The following is an 18,051-nucleotide window of genomic DNA, read 5'->3' as shown; positions in this document are numbered from 1 at the left end:
TGATTGATTATTCTAATTTTTAAGGTATAATTGTTTCTTATAGAAACATTCTATGAGCAAGAGAACTTTAACATACAAAATAAAAACCACAAAATCTTTTGATAAAAGATTGTTAGGGCTACCTGCTAATTTACAAAAGAGAATTATCAATAAAATTCGTCAAATAGCTGAGAATCCCTATGCTACCAACAATAACGTTAAGAAATTACAAGGGCGTGATGGTTATAGGCTAAGGGTTGGTGATTGGCGAATAATATATGAATTACACGATGATATACTAATAATGATAATATTGGAAATGGATTCCAGAGGAGGAATATATCAATGAACATAGAAACAATAGTGCATGATGGTAAAAAGCTAGCGGTGATACCTATAAATGAACTGAAAAAATTATTATCTGACTCAGAAGCGCTAGCCGATATACGGGCATATGATATAGCAAAAGCACGTCTGGAAGATGGTGATGATGAAGTGATACCTTTTGAACTCAGCGAGGCTAGGGTAAATGGTGAAAATATGCTGAAAAAATGGCGACAATATAGAAAGTTAACTCAGGAGAATCTCGCGATAGAATCTGGCGTATCACGCGCTATGATCGCCTCTATTGAGGCAGGACATAAAAATGGCAGTGTAGCAACAATGAAAAAACTGGCAAAAGCACTCAATGTAAGCTTAGAACAGACTGTGTAAATTAACCCCTGCCATGAGGATTTTCGCTTTTAACTTCTTCTATTTCCCTGCGACGTCTTCCAGCAAAACCACCTAGTAACGAAGCTCCAAAGCCTAGAGTTGTCCCATAAGCGCCAACCTTACCAGCATCTGCAACCTTATCTATAATCGGTTTTCTTCTTGCAGCTTCTTCTTTCTTAAGGGCTTGCGGATACCTCTTGGAATGTTCCTTAGCGAATTCCTCAGGAGTCATATTCTTTACGTCAAGCTGTTTTGCCACATTATGAGCGGCGGCTTCCTGAGGGGTTTTATCATAGGTTGGTAGAGGATTTTTATGCAAATCAGCAGCTCCAGAAGATAAAGTAGTAATAGCTCCAACTAGCACAGCATTTCTTGAACTACGACCTATATTACTATCAACAACTCCTTCCATAGTAGTTTTAGGAGGTGGCAGTGTGGACTCAAGATTTTCCGCTCCCCCTGCATTTTTCTCTAAATCACTCATAAAACCTCCAGCAAATGCAATAAACTTAAATATTAGTAATAATATTAATTATTATAAGCGCAGTAATCAAGAGTGTTATTGTTACATTTGCGTGACATGACTGTTACAGCAAAAATACAGTCTATAATAATTTGAAAAATTAAGATTAATCTTAATTTTTTATTTCGCTCACTACGTGGCGGAAAGTCAACTCTTTCGGAGTCGCCTTTCATAGCAATTTACATGATTAACCATGCAAATTGCTATAATTCAACATTATGAACATTACTAAACACTCAAAAGCCAATCTGTGTAAGGCTCCCATAGTTCTTTTTTGGCGTTTTTGCCAACTACCATACCGACATGACCAGTTTTTGGGCGGATTATATGAGCGTTCGGGCATTTTCTAGCAAGCGGCATAGCGCATTCATAAGGCACTACATTATCATTCTTTGGTATGGCGATAAAAGTGGGCAGAGACGCAGATGGCGGAGTGACTTTCTTCCCTGATACCAGCCACTCTTCCTTACTTAAAGCATTACGCTGCGCCCAGCCAACAAGACAGTCACTCCCTACTTTTGCCGTCATCGGGACACCATCATTTACCCAATGCTCAAGCGCGACAAACTCCTTAGCCGCCGCGCCGTTTTCCGCGAGATCTGAATAACGGCAGAATTTATGCTCAAAAACAAATGGATCAGTAAGATAAAATAATGACTGGATTATCTGTGCGGGAAGAAAATCATTTTTATCTATCTGCGAATTCATCTCTTTCTGCCATTTTTCTTCTAATATAAAAGGCTTGAACTGCGGACAATGAAAATCCCAAGGGGTAGCGAGCAGAGCTAGTGAGGAGATTTTTTTTCTGACAATTTTACTTGCCGCTAGTGCTAGAACTCCACCCATACAGTAACCAGCTATTGAAATACTACCTGATATTTTATTGATAAAATCAATGGTAGGACATAGTATCTCAGTTACATAATCAGCGCAGTTAAAGTCTTTCTCCGCGTCGCTTGGCACTCCCCAATCTAGTAATAAAGGGTATATACCTTCAGAGGCGAGATAACGCATAAAGCTTCTTTTTTCCTCTAGGTCAAGAATGTAATAGCGGTTAATGAGAGACGGGACAAACAGCACTACCGATTTTATGTTTTTAACACGGCAACCATAATCAAGCAACCGAGCACTACCCTTACTCCACACTACTGGAACTTCTGGCACATTTCTCTCGTAAGCTGTATCGTAGTAACGCAAAACACCGGAAAGCATTTTACTTATCCGGTTTTTTGCTTCCTCGTTTACCGCTTTTTGTAGTTCTTCTGGTAGTATGCTTTCCCTTTTCAAGATCTGAGAGCCTTTTTTCGCACATTGCAAGGCGAAATGTGAGCTCATCCAGCACCCTACGCTGAGCATCAGATGTATCGGAAGTGTCGGTAGATTTGTTGTCATTATTTTTTTGGGTCTGACTTTCGGCGGTTGTTTGCAAATTATGAAAAAAATCCAGCATAGCATGGATAAACTGTTTGTCACCCATTACCGATGTCATCTGCTTTTGCCAAAGCTCCATAAATTCTTTAGCTACATCGTTATATTTATTAGAATCCATGTAAAACCTACCTTTATTTTATATTGATTTTATACTAGCTTTATCAATTCTTCAATTCATTGCTGGAAATTGTTTATATCTCATCCCCATGAAAATCTACTGATTTTCATATGGGATACAGCTTCGCTGGCTGAAGGCTCACACAGCCTGCTGGTCGTGCTTATTGTTCCCTAACCTGAGCTATGGCTAAGATATTCCCAACCCACTGCTATTACTCCACTCTCCCCTTGCGGGGGAGTCAAAAATTGAAGAAAGTAATGATTCAATTTTTGGTGGGGGGTGTATATGGCTGTCTACTATTCTACCCCCCTCCGCTCAATCTGCGTTTCCACTTGATTTCGCGTGCTCCCCCGCAAGGGGGGAGTAGTTTTTAATCATGTAATATCCCCTCTACCTTTGGGAGAGGGTTAGGGTGAGGGGTATTTTCTATATTCGCCCCCGGTATTTCCTACTGGAAATACCATGAGGCATTGCTGATGGCTCACTCGGTCTACTGGAAATTATTTATGTCTCATCCCCATGAAAATCTACTGATTTTCATATGGGATACAGCTTCGCTGGCTGATGGCTCACTCGGTCTACTGACCGAGTTTCTTGTTCCTCATCTTTACGAATATCCCCTCTCCCTTTGGGAGAGGGTTAGGGTGAGGGGTTATTGTATATTTCGTCCCCGTGAAAGACTACTGTCTTTCACATAGGACAGGCTCAGGGCTGGCACGACCTGCTGGTCGTGCTTATTGTACCCTAATCCCCAAAGTTATCCATTAATTACTGAGAGCAATTTTTCCTTTATAAGGTTAATCTTATCCTTATGGGTTACCTTAAAACCAAAATTGTCTTTCACGTAGAATACGTCAGCCGCTTGCGTACCATAAGTAGATATATGAGCGGTTACTATGGAAAGATTTAGCTCAGCGATGGCTCTAGTTATATCATAAAGCAATCCAACACGATCTCTACAGGTAAGCTCTATGAGAGAATTTAAGTTACTGGCCTCATTATCAAACAAAACCTGACCAGCGATAGGCAATGCTTTGCTCCGTGAACGTATATATGCTGGAGTGTATTTATTAAAAGCTTCAGACATATCAAATTCACCAAATAATGACTGTTCTATGTATGATGACATTTTATCAAGTTTGCCAGTACGGTCAAAAACCACGCCTCCAGCGGCCTGAATCCAGAATGATTCTATCGCTATGCCGTTTTTTAAGGTAAATATCTTAGCGTTTATAATGTTAGCGCCAACTAATGACATAGCACCCGCTACTTTTGAGAAAATACCTTTTTGGTCATTAGTACATAACACTATTTCGGTAAAAGAACGCTCATAATTATGGCGTATATCAAGCAATATAGGTCTTTCTATAGATTCAGCCTTACGCACCATACAAGCTATCGCTATATGCCTTGAAAGCTCAAAATTTACTAGAAAACTAGCATCGCCCAATGCCAAATAATTATCTACATCCTGCCTATTCCAGCCTTCCAGATTATCACATAACTCAACACGAAAATTATCAGTTTGCTGTGGTCTTAACTCTATTTTACCGCTACCCATGAAGCTGTCAGCACGCTCATAAAGTTCACGCAACAATACACCCTTCCAATCATTCCACGCTACCGAACTTACCGCTCTTATATCAGCAACCGTAAGCAGAAGCAGCAATTTCAGTCTTTCGGGAGTTTGAACAGTGGCGACAAAATCCTCTACTGTTTTTGGGTCATTTATATCACGCTTAATAGCGGTCTTATTAAAAAGGAGATGGTAGCGAACTAGCCAACCGACAGTACGCACTTCCTCAGGTGAGCAACCAAATCTTTTAGCGAGCCTTATTCCAACTTTTTCACCCAAACGTGAATGATCGCCGCCTCTGCCCTTGGCTATGTCGTGGCAGAATAAAGCTAGATATAAAACTCTGCGCAAGCGGATACGGGAAAAAACATCCGTTGCCAGTGGCAATTCCTTTTTTAATTTTCCATTTTCTATGTCATGCAATATACCAATAGCGACTAAAGTATGCTCATCAACCGTATATACATGATACATATTGAACTGAGTTTGCCCAATAATACGGCCAAAATCACGTATTAGACTTCCAAGAACTCCCGCTTCGCTCATATTTCTTAAAGTGCCTTCAGCCCTTTTAGGTGAAAGCAATATATCAAGAAATAAATCACAAGATCTTTTATCATTTCTAAGTTCATGATCTATTCTAGGCAACTCATAAGAAATAAGTTGCAGCGCTTTGGGATGAATATGTAAATCATTTATTTGGGCTGTGCGGAATATCTCAATCATGGAAATAGGAGATTTCTTAAACAAATCCTCATCACGGACATTGAGTCGGTCGCCATCAACCGTAAAATCGCCTAAAACCCATGATGATCGCCAGAGATTGGTAAATCTTCTACGCCGTAATTTACGTTTTTTACTATCTTCTAAAAGAGCGCAGAAAATCCTAGTCGTACTACCGATAGTACGTACCGCCACAAAATAACGACGCATAAAACGCTCAATGGTACGGTTGATAAGCGGATGAGAAAATCCCATAGCCTCAGCGAGGCGGTGTTGATAATCGAAAGTAATTCGGTCTTCCATACGTCCCGCTATGTAATGCAGATGAGCGCGGGTACGGCATAAAAAAACACGAGCATGTTCAAAATCTCTATATTCCTTACGGCTTACCAAGCCACGTTTTACCATTTCTTGATTACTGGACAGAGAATAAGCGGCTTTTATGATCCACCAGAGCGTATGAGTGTCTCTAAGACCACCCTTACCCTCCTTAACATTAGGTTCCAACATATAACGGGAATCACCAAAATGCTGATGCCTTTTCTCACGCTCCTCAAGTTTTGCCTCAATAAACTCAGAAATATTTTCCTCTACTATATCTTTATCAAACCTAGCGTAAAAACTGGAAAATATATCTTTGTTACCAACCACATAGCGAGAATCAAGCATGTTAGTACGGACAGTTATGTCATCTTTAGCGAATTCCAGAGCTTCTTCTATGGTCTGATGAGATTGACCAACCTTAAATCCAAGATCCCACAATATATATAGTATGGACTCAGCAATATAAGATAACTGTTTCCTACTGCCATCATTATATAGAAATAATAGATCAACATCTGAGTAAGGAAACATTTCACTACGACCATAACCACCTACAGCGATTATCGCCATTTGCTCCTTATCAGCTGATATTAGACTAAAAATTGATATGAGAAGCTCATCAATAAGTTTAGTATTACGCGATAAAAGAACCGTAACTTTGCCTGATTCTAAAAATTCCCTCTTAATAAAATTATTTTTTTCCTCCAGCCATTTCTTACATATCTCTAGGGCATGCTCTCGCTTATCTGGCAAAGAAACAGATAACTCTCTTAATGTCTCGTTAAGAGATGGTAGCTTTTGCTTTAATCGCTCCTTAGCTTTTACGGGTATTGGTTTTATAGACATTTAGTTATAATTCTCATGATAAAGCTGTATAAAGGATAATAGGTTATATTTCTTAAAGATTTACACATTGTAATTATATTATACAATATCGTAGAATCATATGTCTTATTATTAAAAACAATAATTTCAAGAATGAACAAGACAGAAAAACAAGTGAATCCCGCCGGTCTTTATGTTGTATCCACCCCAATAGGTAATATGGAAGATATAACGTTACGGGCAATAAACATATTGAAAATAGTGGATTTAGTAGCCTGCGAGGATACAAGAGTAAGTGGGAAGCTGCTAAGCCATTATGGAATAAAGAAAGAACTCATTTCCTATAATGACCATAACGCCGGCAAACAAAAAGATAAAATAATACACGCCATTAATGAAGGAAAAAGGGTAGCGCTTATTTCTGACGCTGGAACTCCTTTAATATCGGATCCGGGATACCGACTTATACAAGAAGCGATTGAAAATAACATATATATCACCGCTATACCCGGAGCTTCCAGTGTAATTACGTCTTTATGTGTTTCTGGTCTTCCCACCGATAAATTCTTTTTTGGTGGATTTTTGCCAAATAAGGAAAATGCTCTTAAAAAACATCTAAATAACCTTACGTCAATACCGGCGACTCTGATATTCTTTGAGTCAGCGCGCAGACTTGTAAAAACCTTAAATATTATGAATGAAATATTCGGTGATAGGAAAGCAGCGATTTCCAGAGAACTTACCAAATTATACGAGGAAAATAAAAGAGGTACTTTATCTGAAATTTTGACCGATATAGAAAGTAACGGCGCGCCAAGAGGCGAGATAGTAATTTTAATATCCCCTCCTAATTCAAATAAACTAATTAATGACTCTCAAGAAATTGAAAATGAGATAAAAAATATTCTGCAAACAAAATCTATAAAAGAAACTGTGGCAATAGTTGTAGAAAAAACTGGTATATCACGGAAAATTATATATGAGAAAACACTAAAAATCAAAAATTCATAAATTGTTTTATTCTGAAAAATCAAAAAGAAATCCTATTATATGCAAAAATTGCATGGCGTCGTTGCGATTTTAGCTGGTCATTTGATTAATTTTCCCCTAAACGTTACCGTCTTATAAAATAAAAAAGTAATAATTCAGAAAAACGAGAGTTGATTATGACGGATACTATAGCGCCTAAAATATCTAAAAACCCTACAGCTAAACCAGCTAAGAAAAAGCCTTTGTTCAAGTCTTTGTTCTTCCAAGTTCTGTTCGGGATTTTTTTGGGAATATGTTTTGGGGTTATAGCACCGGAAAAAGCAGCAGCTATGAAACCACTTGGTGATGCTTTTATCCATTTGATAAAAATGCTTATCGCCCCAATTATTTTCTGTACCATTGTAAGTGGTATGGCTGGTATGGGCGATGTAAAACAAGCTGGTAGGGTTGGTGCGAAAGCTATCATATGGTTTGAGATAGTGACAACCATCGCTCTTGTTATAGGATGGATAGTAGTCTCTGCATTTGAACCAGGAAACGGAATGCATATATCCGCTAATTCTGGTGTAGATACCAGCAGTATTCAATCAAGCATGGAAGGTAAACAGCTTAAAGGTACGGTTGATTTCCTACTTGATATAATACCGCATACTATGGTTAGTGCGTTTACTGACGGTAATCTGCTACAAGTTTTATTAATAGCGATGCTATTTTCTGTGGCTCTTACCAAGATGGGAAGCAGAGGAAAGGTCGTGCATGACCTTATTGAAAGCTTCTCCCATGTGTTATTCAAGATGGTCGATATGGTAACGCTTCTCGCGCCAATTGGTGCTTTTGGCGCTATGTCATATACCATAGGCAAATTTGGTATTGGAGCGTTAAGAGACTTAGGAGAACTAGTTCTTCTGTTCTACATGACTGGATTTATGTTTATTGTGTTTATATTTGACCCAGTAATGCGCTTCTATTGTAAACTGAGCGTCTGGAAACTAATCAGATATATACGTTCTGAGATAGTTATCGTGCTTGGCACCTCCTCCTCAGAAACCGTACTTCCTAGAATGATGGAAAAGCTTACCGCTCTTGGTTGTTCCAAGAAAGTTGTGGGACTTACCATTCCGGCCGGTTACTCATTTAACCTAGATGGTTCCTCGCTATACTTTATTATGGGTGCGTTGTTTATTACTTTCGCTACCGATACGCCAATAACCTTCTGGCAGGAAGCGTCTCTACTTGGGGTTTTGCTTATAACCTCAAAAGGAGCGGCTGGTGTTACTGGAAGCGCGTTTTTGGTACTTGCCGCAACCCTCGCCTCTATGAATGTAGTGTCTCAAGAAAATCTAACACTTGGCTTGGCATTACTTTTCGCGGTTGACCGATTTATGTCTACTGGTAGAGCTATTATTAATATGATAGGTAACGCAGTGGCAACAATTGTTGTCGCCAAGTGGGAGAATGCTCTTGATTATAAGTTAGCCAGAGATATTCTTAATAAAAAAGTAAAGCCAGACCTTGAGGTACTAGAAAGATAATATCTTAAACCACAAAGCCTCGTAGAAATACGGGGCTTTTTTGTATATATAATTAATAATGATATTGAAATTATTATATCTTATAAGTAAGCATCTATAGAAGTTTATGATATTTGATAATGCCGCTTTAGCTCAGTTGGTAGAGCACATCATTCGTAATGATGGGGTCGGGGGTTCAAGTCCCTTAAGCGGCACCAAACCGGACTCATTGTCCGAAAACTCCCTTAAAACCGAGAAAGGGAGCGATAAATCCGGGGTTCTATATCCTTCGCCTTTTTTGTAGGACACCTGCCGTGAAAAAGTAGCCTTGAGAAGGATTCTTTTTCCCGTTAAATCCGCTACACGCCAGTATCTGTGCGGGTTTGCCAGAAAATCCATCGCGGTTCTATTGACCTTTTCGAAACTGTCATCCAGCGTACCGCATTTTTCGATTTTCTCCTCCAACAGAGCCTTTCGGTGCTCCAGATTCTTGATCTGTTTTTCGTAAGTGGCAACCAATGTGGCGCTATCGGTAGTCACAATTCGATCCAAGAATTGTTGGATTTTTCGATCAAGGTTCTTGCGGTCATCCTTCAGACCGCCGACGACTTCTTCGTAGCTGCCGAGTTTAATGTCCCGTGCCTGTTCTACTATATCCTCGACTAGCCTCACCATCGCCGGTGATGGTGTAATCTTTTTCAGCAGATCCTCGAATTCTTCTTCCACCATATCCCGCTTGATGGATTTGCCATAAAACTCACATCCTTTGGTTTGGCAGAGATAATAGGCGTATCGACCGCCACGTCCTACTGACCAGTTGCCACGATATGGTAAGCCGCAGCAGGCGCATGTTACAAAGCCGCGCAGCGGGAAATCTTCGTTTATGTCACGCCGCGCAGGCGCTTTCTCACGTTCGTGCAATTTATCCTGAATCCGATTGTAAATATCAAAACTGATAATTGGCTCATGTTTTCCGCGTGTTAGGCCAATCCCCCATTTGGGATATTCATAATAGCCCGAATAAAGCTGTTGGTTCAGCATGTCGATCACGCGTTGAAAATGCACTCGCCCCTTACTGTCGCGTGGGAAGTTAGGCTGCATCTCAAAAAAGGCCTTCAGTTCCACCACCGACCCAAAGCGATTAAGCGCGAACCCTTCCAAACCCTCCTGAATGATAGATGCTAAAGGCTCATCCCTTACCATCACCTTACCATGCTCTGGCAGGTTTTCCATTTTGTAGCCTTTCGGCATACGCATAATCCAATAGCCAGAAAGCATCCGTGCCCGCATCCGATTTTTTACCTGCTCGGCGTTCTTTTGCCGGTGATGCTGCGATACACTGGCGAGAAGGTTTTCTACCAACTGGCTATCAGAATCTTCGCCAAACTCAATCGAGGGTGATTGCAATGTGCCGCCAGCATGTTGGATTTCCATCCGCAATTCAATATGCGCCTTCAGACTTCGGGCAAGGCGGCTGATGTCATCAATCAGCACGATCACTTCACGCTTTTTCTTTTTCTCCTGTCGCAGGAAGGTTAGCATTTCCGTCATGGCTGGTCGGTCAATCAGGCTTCCGGAGATGCCTTCCTCATGAAATGCTTTGATTACCTCAATCCCGCGAAATTTCGCAAACTCGCGGCAGCGTGTTTCCTGTGATGTTAGCCCGTGGCCGTTTTTAACCTGATCGGGTGATGATACGCGGCAGTAGATGACTGCCTGGTTGGTTGCCTTCTTTTTTGGGTTCATGCGATGCCTCCATTTCCTATGTTTCAGAAGGGTTTACTTCGTCAACGATAACAGGTGGCACTTCGCAATCAACGCTGTTTTTAGCCTTTTTATCCAGTAAAAGCAGCTGGTTAATGCCAAGCTGATGATCGTATAAATTTTCGACCAACATCCAAACAGCGTTCACCAATTCCAGCTTTTCTTGCTCGCTCAGATCGAACTGATCGACATGCTTACGGTATGGCGTGAGATCGGTGATCATCTCAAGCCTCGCGCAAAGCTGGCGATATAGGTAAGGGAAATCTCGCGGATTCTAAAAAGGCGCTTTGGCGCACCTCTCGCGATGATATGTGTACATATATCAGAAATTGTTCACTCTGTTTAGTGTTTTTTTGCGTGATCATTCTAACGCCCTTCCTGCTTGGCGTTCAGGCGCACGGCGATCTTCATCAGCGCCACCGACCACATCTGCCAGACCTTGGTGCGCCCGCAGCCCAGCCGCGCACAGATTTGGCGGTTGCGCACGCGGTGCGCTTTCAGCCAGATCAGGCGGCGTTCATCTTCGCTATCGAGCCAGAATATCCAGCCGAGGCATTCTTCCATGCGACTGATGGCGGCTGCCGAAGGTGGTCCGAGGCGGAACGGGTCAGGCTCTGCTTGCAAGATTTCCATCGTGGTACGCACGACTTCCGGCCATGCGTTGAAGTAGCCTTGCACGCGCACCGGCGGCAGGCGTTTCAGTGTGTACACCGCTTCTTCAAAGCGTTCGGCCACATCATTCATTGTCCATTTTTGCATGACTCGCCCTCCATGATCAGTTCCATGCCCGTGACGCGGGCGTCATTTGCCGTGACCTCTGCCCACCAGCGATTCAGGTCAGCGAGGTAATGTTTGGTGATCCATTCCTTGGAAAAGCGCGACGCGCAGACCAGCGTCACCATTGCCCCATCCGGGTGCGGTGTTTTGTGGGTGATGGCGGTATTGCCGAGCCAGCTGCGACAGGCCTGCGAGGTGTGCTTCTCTGCAAAGGCGGCAAGCACTTGATCCCATGCGTCCTTCAATTCCGGCACATGACAAACCGAGGGTTTGGAGGGATGCTTGCCGCCAGAGAATCCGCCCTCTAAGATTTTGGCCACATGCTCACTGGACTCCACCGCCCATGTCAGATCAATCGTCCAGCCTTTGCCTTCCAGCTTGCCGAGGCAAAAATCCGAATTGCCGATCACTTCGCAGTAGTAACGCCACGCCCGCATGTCTTGCTGGAAATCCTCCAGCCAGCGTTCGGTGATCAGCTGTTTGCGTTTGGGGGTGAGGATCGCCTTGTGGCCTCTGGTGAGCTTGCTCTGCACATGCTCGTTCCAGATGTCGAGCATCTCTGCCAGAATCTTATTCTGGGTTTTTCCACTGATCTGCTGTTTTTCTCTCTCGGACTCTCTCTTTTCTTCTCTCTTTCTGCTTTTTTTATCTGTTTTTCTGTTTTCTGTGTCTGAATCTGTAGTCTGTACTCTGCTATCTGTATCTGGTGCCGATTTGTCGTTTTTGTGTGTTTTCGCGTTACCGTTCGTGACGCCGCGTGACGCTGCGTTACTTTCCGTGTCAGACTGTTTTTTGCCGTCCCGGTATTTCTTCGCACGCTCAGCATCGGTGGCATATTGCCGCTTGTCCCAGCCCACCAGCCGGTGATCCTCACTGATCATGCCTTTCTCGTAGAAGGTATGCAGGATGGATTCGACTATGCGCTGGTCAATCTCCTGCACCACTGCAATCTGCTCGGAATCCACTTCCACCGTGCCGCGTGTTTTGTGACGGGATGCGGCATCCAGCACGCACAGCCACACCGTGACAACATGCGTCATCAGCTGGCCGCTGCGTTTGGCAATCACCCGAAGTTTAGCGTCCTCTGGCATACCGTGATAAACCCTGTACCATTCGATTGACATGAGCGACCCTATGCGCTGCTGGCATCTTCATTGCCCTGCGCCTGTGTTTTTTCGTTGATGATGGTGGTGAGTGCGCGGATCGCCAGCAGCGACTTTTGCTGCTCCCGACTGGCCTGCTTTCTAAGCGCTCGTAGTTCGTCCAAATCCATGCGGCGCATGGTCTGTTCCGTCAGATGACAGATTTCATCAAAAGCAGAGATAGGTGTGGGTGAATCGTTCATGGTTGCCTCCTGTTCGAACTGTTCGGACAGAAGGTGCATGACAAATGGGTGGGCTGGCGTGGGGCTCGCCTAGGTGTCGCTTAGGGCTGAGGTGGAGCCGAGATAGGGCTTAAGATGCCGGATGGATGATGAACGTCACCACGCCCAGCACGTTGAGTTCTTCACCTTCTTTGATCAGGCGTGGCTCATAATCAGAGTTTTCTGGCACCAGCATGATGTCGCCATTTTGCCGGTACAAGCGTTTGACGGTTAACTCACCATCAACGGAAGCAATCACAATGTCTTTATGCTCAGGATGTTTGCCGGTATCCACCACCAGCACATCATCTTCACGAATGCCTGCATCAATCATCGAGTTGCCCGACACGCGCACAAGATAGGTGCAATCCGGGTCTTTGATGATCAGCTCGTTCACATCAATCGTATCTTCCAGATGATCTTCCAGCGGCGTGGGAACGCCTGCGGGAATTTTCGACGCATAAAGCGGCACTTTGTAGCCACGATTTTTCACATATTGGCACACATCCCCAAGCAAGCTCAGAGGTATGCGTACCGGTTTGGTGGCTTCGCCGAATTTTCCTTGACCTTTTGGCCTGCCAGCGCCTTTGCGTTTCCCGCCGTGCGTGTGCTTAGACAAGTGAACACTCCTAAAAAGTTTTCAATGCAGTTGACGCTACATAACAAAATACTGTACATAATTCAAGAGGCATTGGAAAGACCAAATTATAAAGCAAAATCGGGAGGCTGGCATGCCCTTTCCTGAACGGGAGTATTACACATTATCGCAGGCAGCAGCTCGTTGGACGACCACTCTGGAGGAGGTGCAGCATGCAATCGTCGCGGGTAAACTACATGCTTCGGTGTGGTTATCGCCCACCTATGCCTACACCATCACTGAACACAGCCCGGACAATGCCACCCGCCATCCTGCGCAGCAGCTGGAGGGATATGTCCGTGTGGCACCGGAATCCTGCCGAATCATCTTTTCCAAAGGTGTGGTGGCGCGGCGCAAATTCCTCACCCGCCAACCCGATTCACATTACCTCATTGTGGAGCATTTGGATAAGGTAGAGATGTGGATCGAGGATTTGCTGATCCTCACCGAAGATATGCGGAGCTTCGAGAAAGCGCATAATCTCGCCGCAAGTAAACCCTGCAAGGTGATTAGTGTACACAAAATCAAACGCGATGCCCCACCGCAAGCGCAGCCAATGTTTAACCAGCAAAATAACTATCGCCTCGTGCGGCTAAATGGCTACCAGTTTACTTTCGGCGAGATACAGGCTGCCATCGTGCGCCAGCTGCATGAAGCCAGCCTGCTATCGGATAACCCGTGGATTCACGGCAAAACGCTGCTCGCCAACGCCGGATCATCCAGCATGATCATGCGCGACGCGTTCCGTCATCAGGCACATTGGAAAGAATTGATACACTCCAATGGACGCGGCTATTACCGCCTGAGTCCTATATGCAGCCCTATGCCAGCCCTATCTGAGCCACAGGCGGTGTAAGCGCTTCAGAACAATACGTTAAGGGGTGAATTTATTCTGTAACTTTCTTGTTTTTTCTCTCCTTTTCTGTATTGTCAGATGTCCCGCATTTAGAGAGGCGTTGCAATGGATTCTGACATAATGACCATGAAGGAAGTCGCAGACTACCTGAAGATCAATGACAAGACGGCTTACAAGCTGACGGCTGAAGGTAAAATTCCCGGCTTTAAGGTTGGCGGCGCATGGCGTTTCAAGAAAAGTGAGATTGATAGCTGGATAGCAGAACAGGGAAAAAGGGAGGCAAAGTAATGGATCACTCAACACATAATAAAATTGTCAGCTTTATATGGTCGATTGCGGATGATTGCCTGCGCGATGTGTTCGTGCGGGGCAAATATCGCGACGTTATTCTCCCGATGTTTGTACTGCGCCGCCTAGATTGCCTGCTGGAGCCGACAAAAGAAGCCGTACTTGAAGAAGTGAAATTTCAACGCACGGATGTCGGACTCACCGAGCTCGATCCTAAAGGACTCTGCGAGGCTTCAGGCTATGTGTTCTACAACACCTCTCAATTCACGCTGAAATCATTGCTGGGCAACCCGTCACAGCTGGAAGCAAACTTCAAAACCTATCTGGATGGCTTCAGCGCCAACGTGAAAGAAATCATCGAAAACTTTGATCTGCGTAATCAGGTGCGCAAGATGGTAGCGGCTGATGTGCTGTATGATGTGATCGAGAAATATGTCTCAGAAGAAATCAACCTCAGCCCGGAAGATAAGCGCACGGCTGATGGACGCCTGCTGGCCGGCCTTAGCAATCTGGGCATGGGCTATGTGTTTGAGGAATTGATCCGCAAATTCAACGAGGAAAACAACGAAGAAGCCGGAGAGCACTTTACCCCGCGTGAAGTTATCAAGCTCATGACGCATATCCTCTTTGAGCCGGTCAAAAACCAACTGCCGCCGGTGATGACGATCTATGACCCCGCCTGCGGTTCTGGCGGCATGCTCACCGAAGCGCAGAATTTCATCATTGACCCCGAAGGCGGCATCAAATCCACCGCTGATGTGTATGTGTACGGCAAAGAGGTGAACCCGGAAACGTTTGCCATCTGTAAATCCGACATGATGATCAAGGGCAATAACCCTGAAAACATCAAGCTCGGCTCCACCTTGGCCACAGACGAGTTTTCGGCCATGAAGTTTGATTTTATGCTTTCCAACCCGCCTTATGGTAAGTCATGGAAATCTGACCTGAAATACATCAAAGACGGCAAAGACGTTATCGACTCTCGCTTTCAGGTGCGCCTGAAGAACTTCGCTGGGGAAGATGAAATGGCAGATGCCACCCCACGCTCATCCGACGGCCAGCTGCTGTTCCTGATGGAGATGGCAGGCAAAATGCGTAACCTCGCCAACAGCCCGCAAGGTTCGCGCATCGCATCAGTGCATAATGGCTCATCCCTTTTTACAGGTGATGCAGGCGGCGGCGAAAGCAACATCCGCCGCTTCATTATTGAAAACGACTATCTGGAAGCCATTATCCAGCTGCCGAATAACATGTTCTACAACACAGGCATCACCACCTATATCTGGATTCTGTGCAACAACAAGCCTGCCCACCGACGCGGCAAGGTGCAGCTGATCAATGCTTCAGAGATGTATCAAAAGCTCCGCAAGAATCTGGGGCAAAAGAACTGCGAATTTACCGACGCACATATTGATGAAATCACCCGCATCTATCTGGATATGAAGGACGAAGGCGTTTCCAAGCTCTTTGATAATGAAGATTTTGGTTATTACAAAGTGACGGTAGAACGTCCGCTGCGTAAGTCCGCGCAATTCACGCCGGAGCGCGTGGCCAGCCTTCGCTTTGCTTCTGCCATGCAGGAGGTGATGGAATGGATGTTCGAAAAATATGAAGATGAAGTGTACACCAACATCAAATCGCATAAGCAGGTGATCGAGGATTATCTGGAGCGCGAGGAAATCAGCATCACCCCAAAAAACAAAAAAGCGCTACTCAGCGAAAAAACGTGGATAGAGCAGCGTGACCTGATGCAAACGGCTGAAAAGCTGATGGGTATTATTGGGCAGGATGTTTGGAACGACTTCAACACTTTCAGCGAGAAATTTGAGGCCACGCTGAAAGCGCAGAAGATCAAGCTCTCAGCTTCCGAGAAAAACCAGATTCTAAACGCTATTAGCTGGCGCGATGAAAAGGCTGAGAAAGTCATCAAAAAACAGCATAAACTCGCCGGTGCAAAGCTGGAAGAGCTGCTGGAGAAGCTGGGAACAGAAAAACAACATCTGGCGGATTATGGCTACTGGCCGACCGGCAAAGATGGCGAGTATCTCGAATATGAAACCGACAGCGACCTACGCGACACAGAGAACGTGCCGCTGAAGGAAGATATTCACGATTACTTCTTGAGCGAGGTGCGCCCACATGTGGATGAAGCATGGCTGGACATTGGCAAAACCACCATCGGCTATGAAATCAGCTTCAACCGCTATTTCTACCAGCACCAGCCGTTGCGCTCGCTGGATGATGTGACGCGGGATATTCTGCAGCTGGAAGAAGAAACCGAAGGCTTGCTGAAAAAGCTGGTTGATCTCACCAGCGCTACACCAAAAAGTGAGGCCGCATGATGCAAGCAGCCTACCAAACCTATGACAGCTACAAAGACAGCGGCGTGCCTTGGCTGGGAAAGATTCCAGAAGATTGGTCTTTGGAGCGCGCAAAGTGGATTCACAAATATAAAAAATATCTTAACCGCAAGAATGAATGTGAGAACGTGCTTTCACTAACGCTTCGTGGTGTAGTGAATAACAATCCGGATTCGCCAGAAGGGTTGGTTCCAGACGATTACCGCACCTACCAGCTGTTTGAAAAAGATGATCTGGTCTTTAAGCTAATTGACCTTGAAAACTACAAAACAAGTCGTGTGGGGCTTGTACATGAAGATGGGATTATGAGCTCAGCATACATTCGAGTTCGACCTTCTAATAATACTAACCCCAGATTCTTATATTATTTTTATTTCTTCATGTATCTGGAGGGAGTCTACAACAAATTAGGCGCGGGTGTTCGCTCAACACTCAATCAAAATGATCTGCTAGACTTACCTGTTCCCGCCATTGATATGGCAACACAAGATCGCATTGTGGCGTTTTTGGATCAGAAAACGGCGGAGATTGATGCGGCGATAGAGAAAAAGCAGCGGCTGATTGAGTTGCTGAAGGAACAAAAATCCATCCTCATCAACCAAGCCGTCACTAAAGGCCTCAACCCCAACGCGCCCATGAAAGACAGCGGCATCGAATGGATCGGCCACATCCCCGCCCACTGGGAGGTGAAGCGCTTGAAGAATGTATGCCAAATCTTCGGACGTATTGGGTTCAGGGGCTACACTGCTTCTGATCTAGTGGATGAAGGTGAAGGTGCAATAACTCTTAGCCCAAGCAACATTCATGAAAATGGATTTTCAACAGACAAGGTCAGCTTTTTATCTTGGAAGAAATATCACGAATCCCCAGAAATCATGGTTTTCGAGAATGATATAATCTTTGTCAAAACTGGTTCATCTTATGGAAAAAGCGCCATTATTGATAAATACGATATGGAAATGACAATCAATCCACAGTTGGTTGTTCTCAAAAGATTTAAGATGAGTGCTAGCTTGCTGCAAAGAAGCATCTCTGCACCGTATTTTAGAATACAAGTAGAGAATAATGTCATTGGGGGAACCATCCCAACACTAGGGCAAAATACGCTTTCCGCTCTTAAAGTAATTTGTCCACACAAAGATGACGAAGAAAAAATTGTCGCATATTGCAAGAAAATTGAATCTGACTTCAGCCCTGCGTTTAACAACGCAGAGCGTGAAATTGAGAAACTTAAAGAATTCAAACAAACGCTCATCGCCCATGCGGTGACAGGAAAAATCAAGGTGTAAAAG

Annotated in this window: 17 protein-coding genes and 1 tRNA gene; 9 read left to right on the top strand and 9 right to left on the bottom strand. The window is 44.3% G+C overall.

Annotation, left to right across the window (positions count from 1 at the left end; translation table 11 throughout):
- Positions 1–52: 52 nt before the first annotated feature.
- Positions 53–328, top strand: a complete 276-nt coding sequence (locus R3D71_02545) for a type II toxin-antitoxin system RelE/ParE family toxin (GenBank protein ID MEZ5690527.1) — start codon at positions 53–55, stop codon at positions 326–328.
- Complete coding sequence (locus tag R3D71_02540; GenBank protein MEZ5690526.1) at positions 325–693, top strand: helix-turn-helix transcriptional regulator; 369 nt, start codon at positions 325–327, stop codon at positions 691–693. The genes R3D71_02545 and R3D71_02540 overlap by 4 nt, the downstream gene beginning before the upstream one ends.
- A 1-nt stretch (position 694) precedes the next feature.
- Here the strand turns inward: R3D71_02540 and R3D71_02535 are convergent, their stop codons facing one another.
- The 4 genes from R3D71_02535 to R3D71_02520 all read right to left on the bottom strand — a co-directional run bounded on the left by R3D71_02535 (position 695) and on the right by R3D71_02520 (position 6,234).
- Positions 695–1,177, bottom strand: a complete 483-nt coding sequence (locus tag R3D71_02535; protein MEZ5690525.1) for a hypothetical protein — start codon at positions 1,175–1,177, stop codon at positions 695–697.
- 267 nt (positions 1,178–1,444) lie between these two features.
- Entirely contained in the window at positions 1,445–2,503 is a 1,059-nt protein-coding gene (locus R3D71_02530; protein ID MEZ5690524.1) for a hypothetical protein, read from the bottom strand.
- Positions 2,430–2,765 carry a hypothetical protein gene (locus R3D71_02525; GenBank protein MEZ5690523.1) on the bottom strand — a complete coding sequence of 112 codons (336 nt, stop codon included), beginning with the start codon at positions 2,763–2,765 and terminating at the stop codon, positions 2,430–2,432. The genes R3D71_02530 and R3D71_02525 overlap by 74 nt, the downstream gene beginning before the upstream one ends.
- Before the next feature lie 757 nt (positions 2,766–3,522).
- A complete protein-coding gene (locus R3D71_02520) occupies positions 3,523–6,234 on the bottom strand; it encodes a [protein-PII] uridylyltransferase (GenBank protein ID MEZ5690522.1) in 2,712 nt (903 codons plus the stop codon).
- Between the two features lie 132 nt (positions 6,235–6,366).
- On the opposite strand from R3D71_02520, the gene rsmI reads away from it, so the two are divergent.
- From rsmI to R3D71_02505, 3 genes are all read left to right on the top strand, one after another.
- Entirely contained in the window at positions 6,367–7,224 is an 858-nt protein-coding gene (gene rsmI / locus R3D71_02515; GenBank protein ID MEZ5690521.1) for a 16S rRNA (cytidine(1402)-2'-O)-methyltransferase, read from the top strand.
- A 155-nt stretch (positions 7,225–7,379) separates the two neighbouring features.
- Positions 7,380–8,735, top strand: coding sequence for a C4-dicarboxylate transporter DctA (gene dctA, locus R3D71_02510; protein MEZ5690520.1), 1,356 nt, complete (start codon positions 7,380–7,382; stop codon positions 8,733–8,735).
- A 121-nt stretch (positions 8,736–8,856) separates the two neighbouring features.
- Positions 8,857–8,932, top strand: a tRNA-Thr gene (locus R3D71_02505).
- A gap of 1,544 nt (positions 8,933–10,476) precedes the next feature.
- Here R3D71_02505 and R3D71_02500 read toward each other — a convergent pair.
- From R3D71_02500 to umuD, 5 genes are all read right to left on the bottom strand, one after another.
- The gene (locus R3D71_02500; GenBank protein ID MEZ5690519.1) at positions 10,477–10,701 is read right to left on the bottom strand and encodes a hypothetical protein; all 225 of its coding nucleotides are present in this window, start codon (positions 10,699–10,701) and stop codon (positions 10,477–10,479) included.
- Between the two features lie 143 nt (positions 10,702–10,844).
- Positions 10,845–11,237 (bottom strand): DUF6362 family protein, encoded by a 393-nt coding sequence (locus R3D71_02495; GenBank protein MEZ5690518.1) that lies wholly within the window; start codon positions 11,235–11,237, stop codon positions 10,845–10,847.
- Complete coding sequence (locus R3D71_02490) at positions 11,219–12,346, bottom strand: DnaA N-terminal domain-containing protein (GenBank protein MEZ5690517.1); 1,128 nt, start codon at positions 12,344–12,346, stop codon at positions 11,219–11,221. Before R3D71_02490 ends, R3D71_02495 begins: the two co-directional genes overlap by 19 nt.
- A gap of 41 nt (positions 12,347–12,387) precedes the next feature.
- Positions 12,388–12,600: a hypothetical protein gene (locus R3D71_02485; protein ID MEZ5690516.1), complete on the bottom strand. Its 213-nt coding sequence runs from the start codon at positions 12,598–12,600 to the stop codon at positions 12,388–12,390.
- 109 nt (positions 12,601–12,709) lie between these two features.
- On the bottom strand, positions 12,710–13,237 hold the full coding sequence (umuD, locus tag R3D71_02480; GenBank protein ID MEZ5690515.1) for a translesion error-prone DNA polymerase V autoproteolytic subunit: 528 nt from the start codon (positions 13,235–13,237) through the stop codon (positions 12,710–12,712).
- A 112-nt stretch (positions 13,238–13,349) separates the two neighbouring features.
- On the opposite strand from umuD, the gene R3D71_02475 reads away from it, so the two are divergent.
- The 4 genes from R3D71_02475 (at position 13,350) to R3D71_02460 (ending at position 18,048) form a co-directional block, all read left to right on the top strand.
- A complete protein-coding gene (locus tag R3D71_02475; GenBank protein ID MEZ5690514.1) occupies positions 13,350–14,111 on the top strand; it encodes a hypothetical protein in 762 nt (253 codons plus the stop codon).
- A gap of 105 nt (positions 14,112–14,216) precedes the next feature.
- Positions 14,217–14,399 carry a helix-turn-helix domain-containing protein gene (locus R3D71_02470; protein ID MEZ5690513.1) on the top strand — a complete coding sequence of 61 codons (183 nt, stop codon included), beginning with the start codon at positions 14,217–14,219 and terminating at the stop codon, positions 14,397–14,399.
- Positions 14,399–16,741 carry a class I SAM-dependent DNA methyltransferase gene (locus tag R3D71_02465; protein ID MEZ5690512.1) on the top strand — a complete coding sequence of 781 codons (2,343 nt, stop codon included), beginning with the start codon at positions 14,399–14,401 and terminating at the stop codon, positions 16,739–16,741. The genes R3D71_02470 and R3D71_02465 overlap by 1 nt, the downstream gene beginning before the upstream one ends.
- Positions 16,738–18,048, top strand: coding sequence for a restriction endonuclease subunit S (locus R3D71_02460; protein MEZ5690511.1), 1,311 nt, complete (start codon positions 16,738–16,740; stop codon positions 18,046–18,048). Before R3D71_02465 ends, R3D71_02460 begins: the two co-directional genes overlap by 4 nt.
- Positions 18,049–18,051 lie beyond the last annotated feature (3 nt).

This window comes from Rickettsiales bacterium, assembly GCA_041396965.1.
GTDB lineage: Bacteria > Pseudomonadota > Alphaproteobacteria > Rickettsiales > SXRF01 > SXRF01.
Note: the sequence above shows the minus strand (reverse complement) of the source record. Positions and strands in the feature narration are given on the sequence as shown.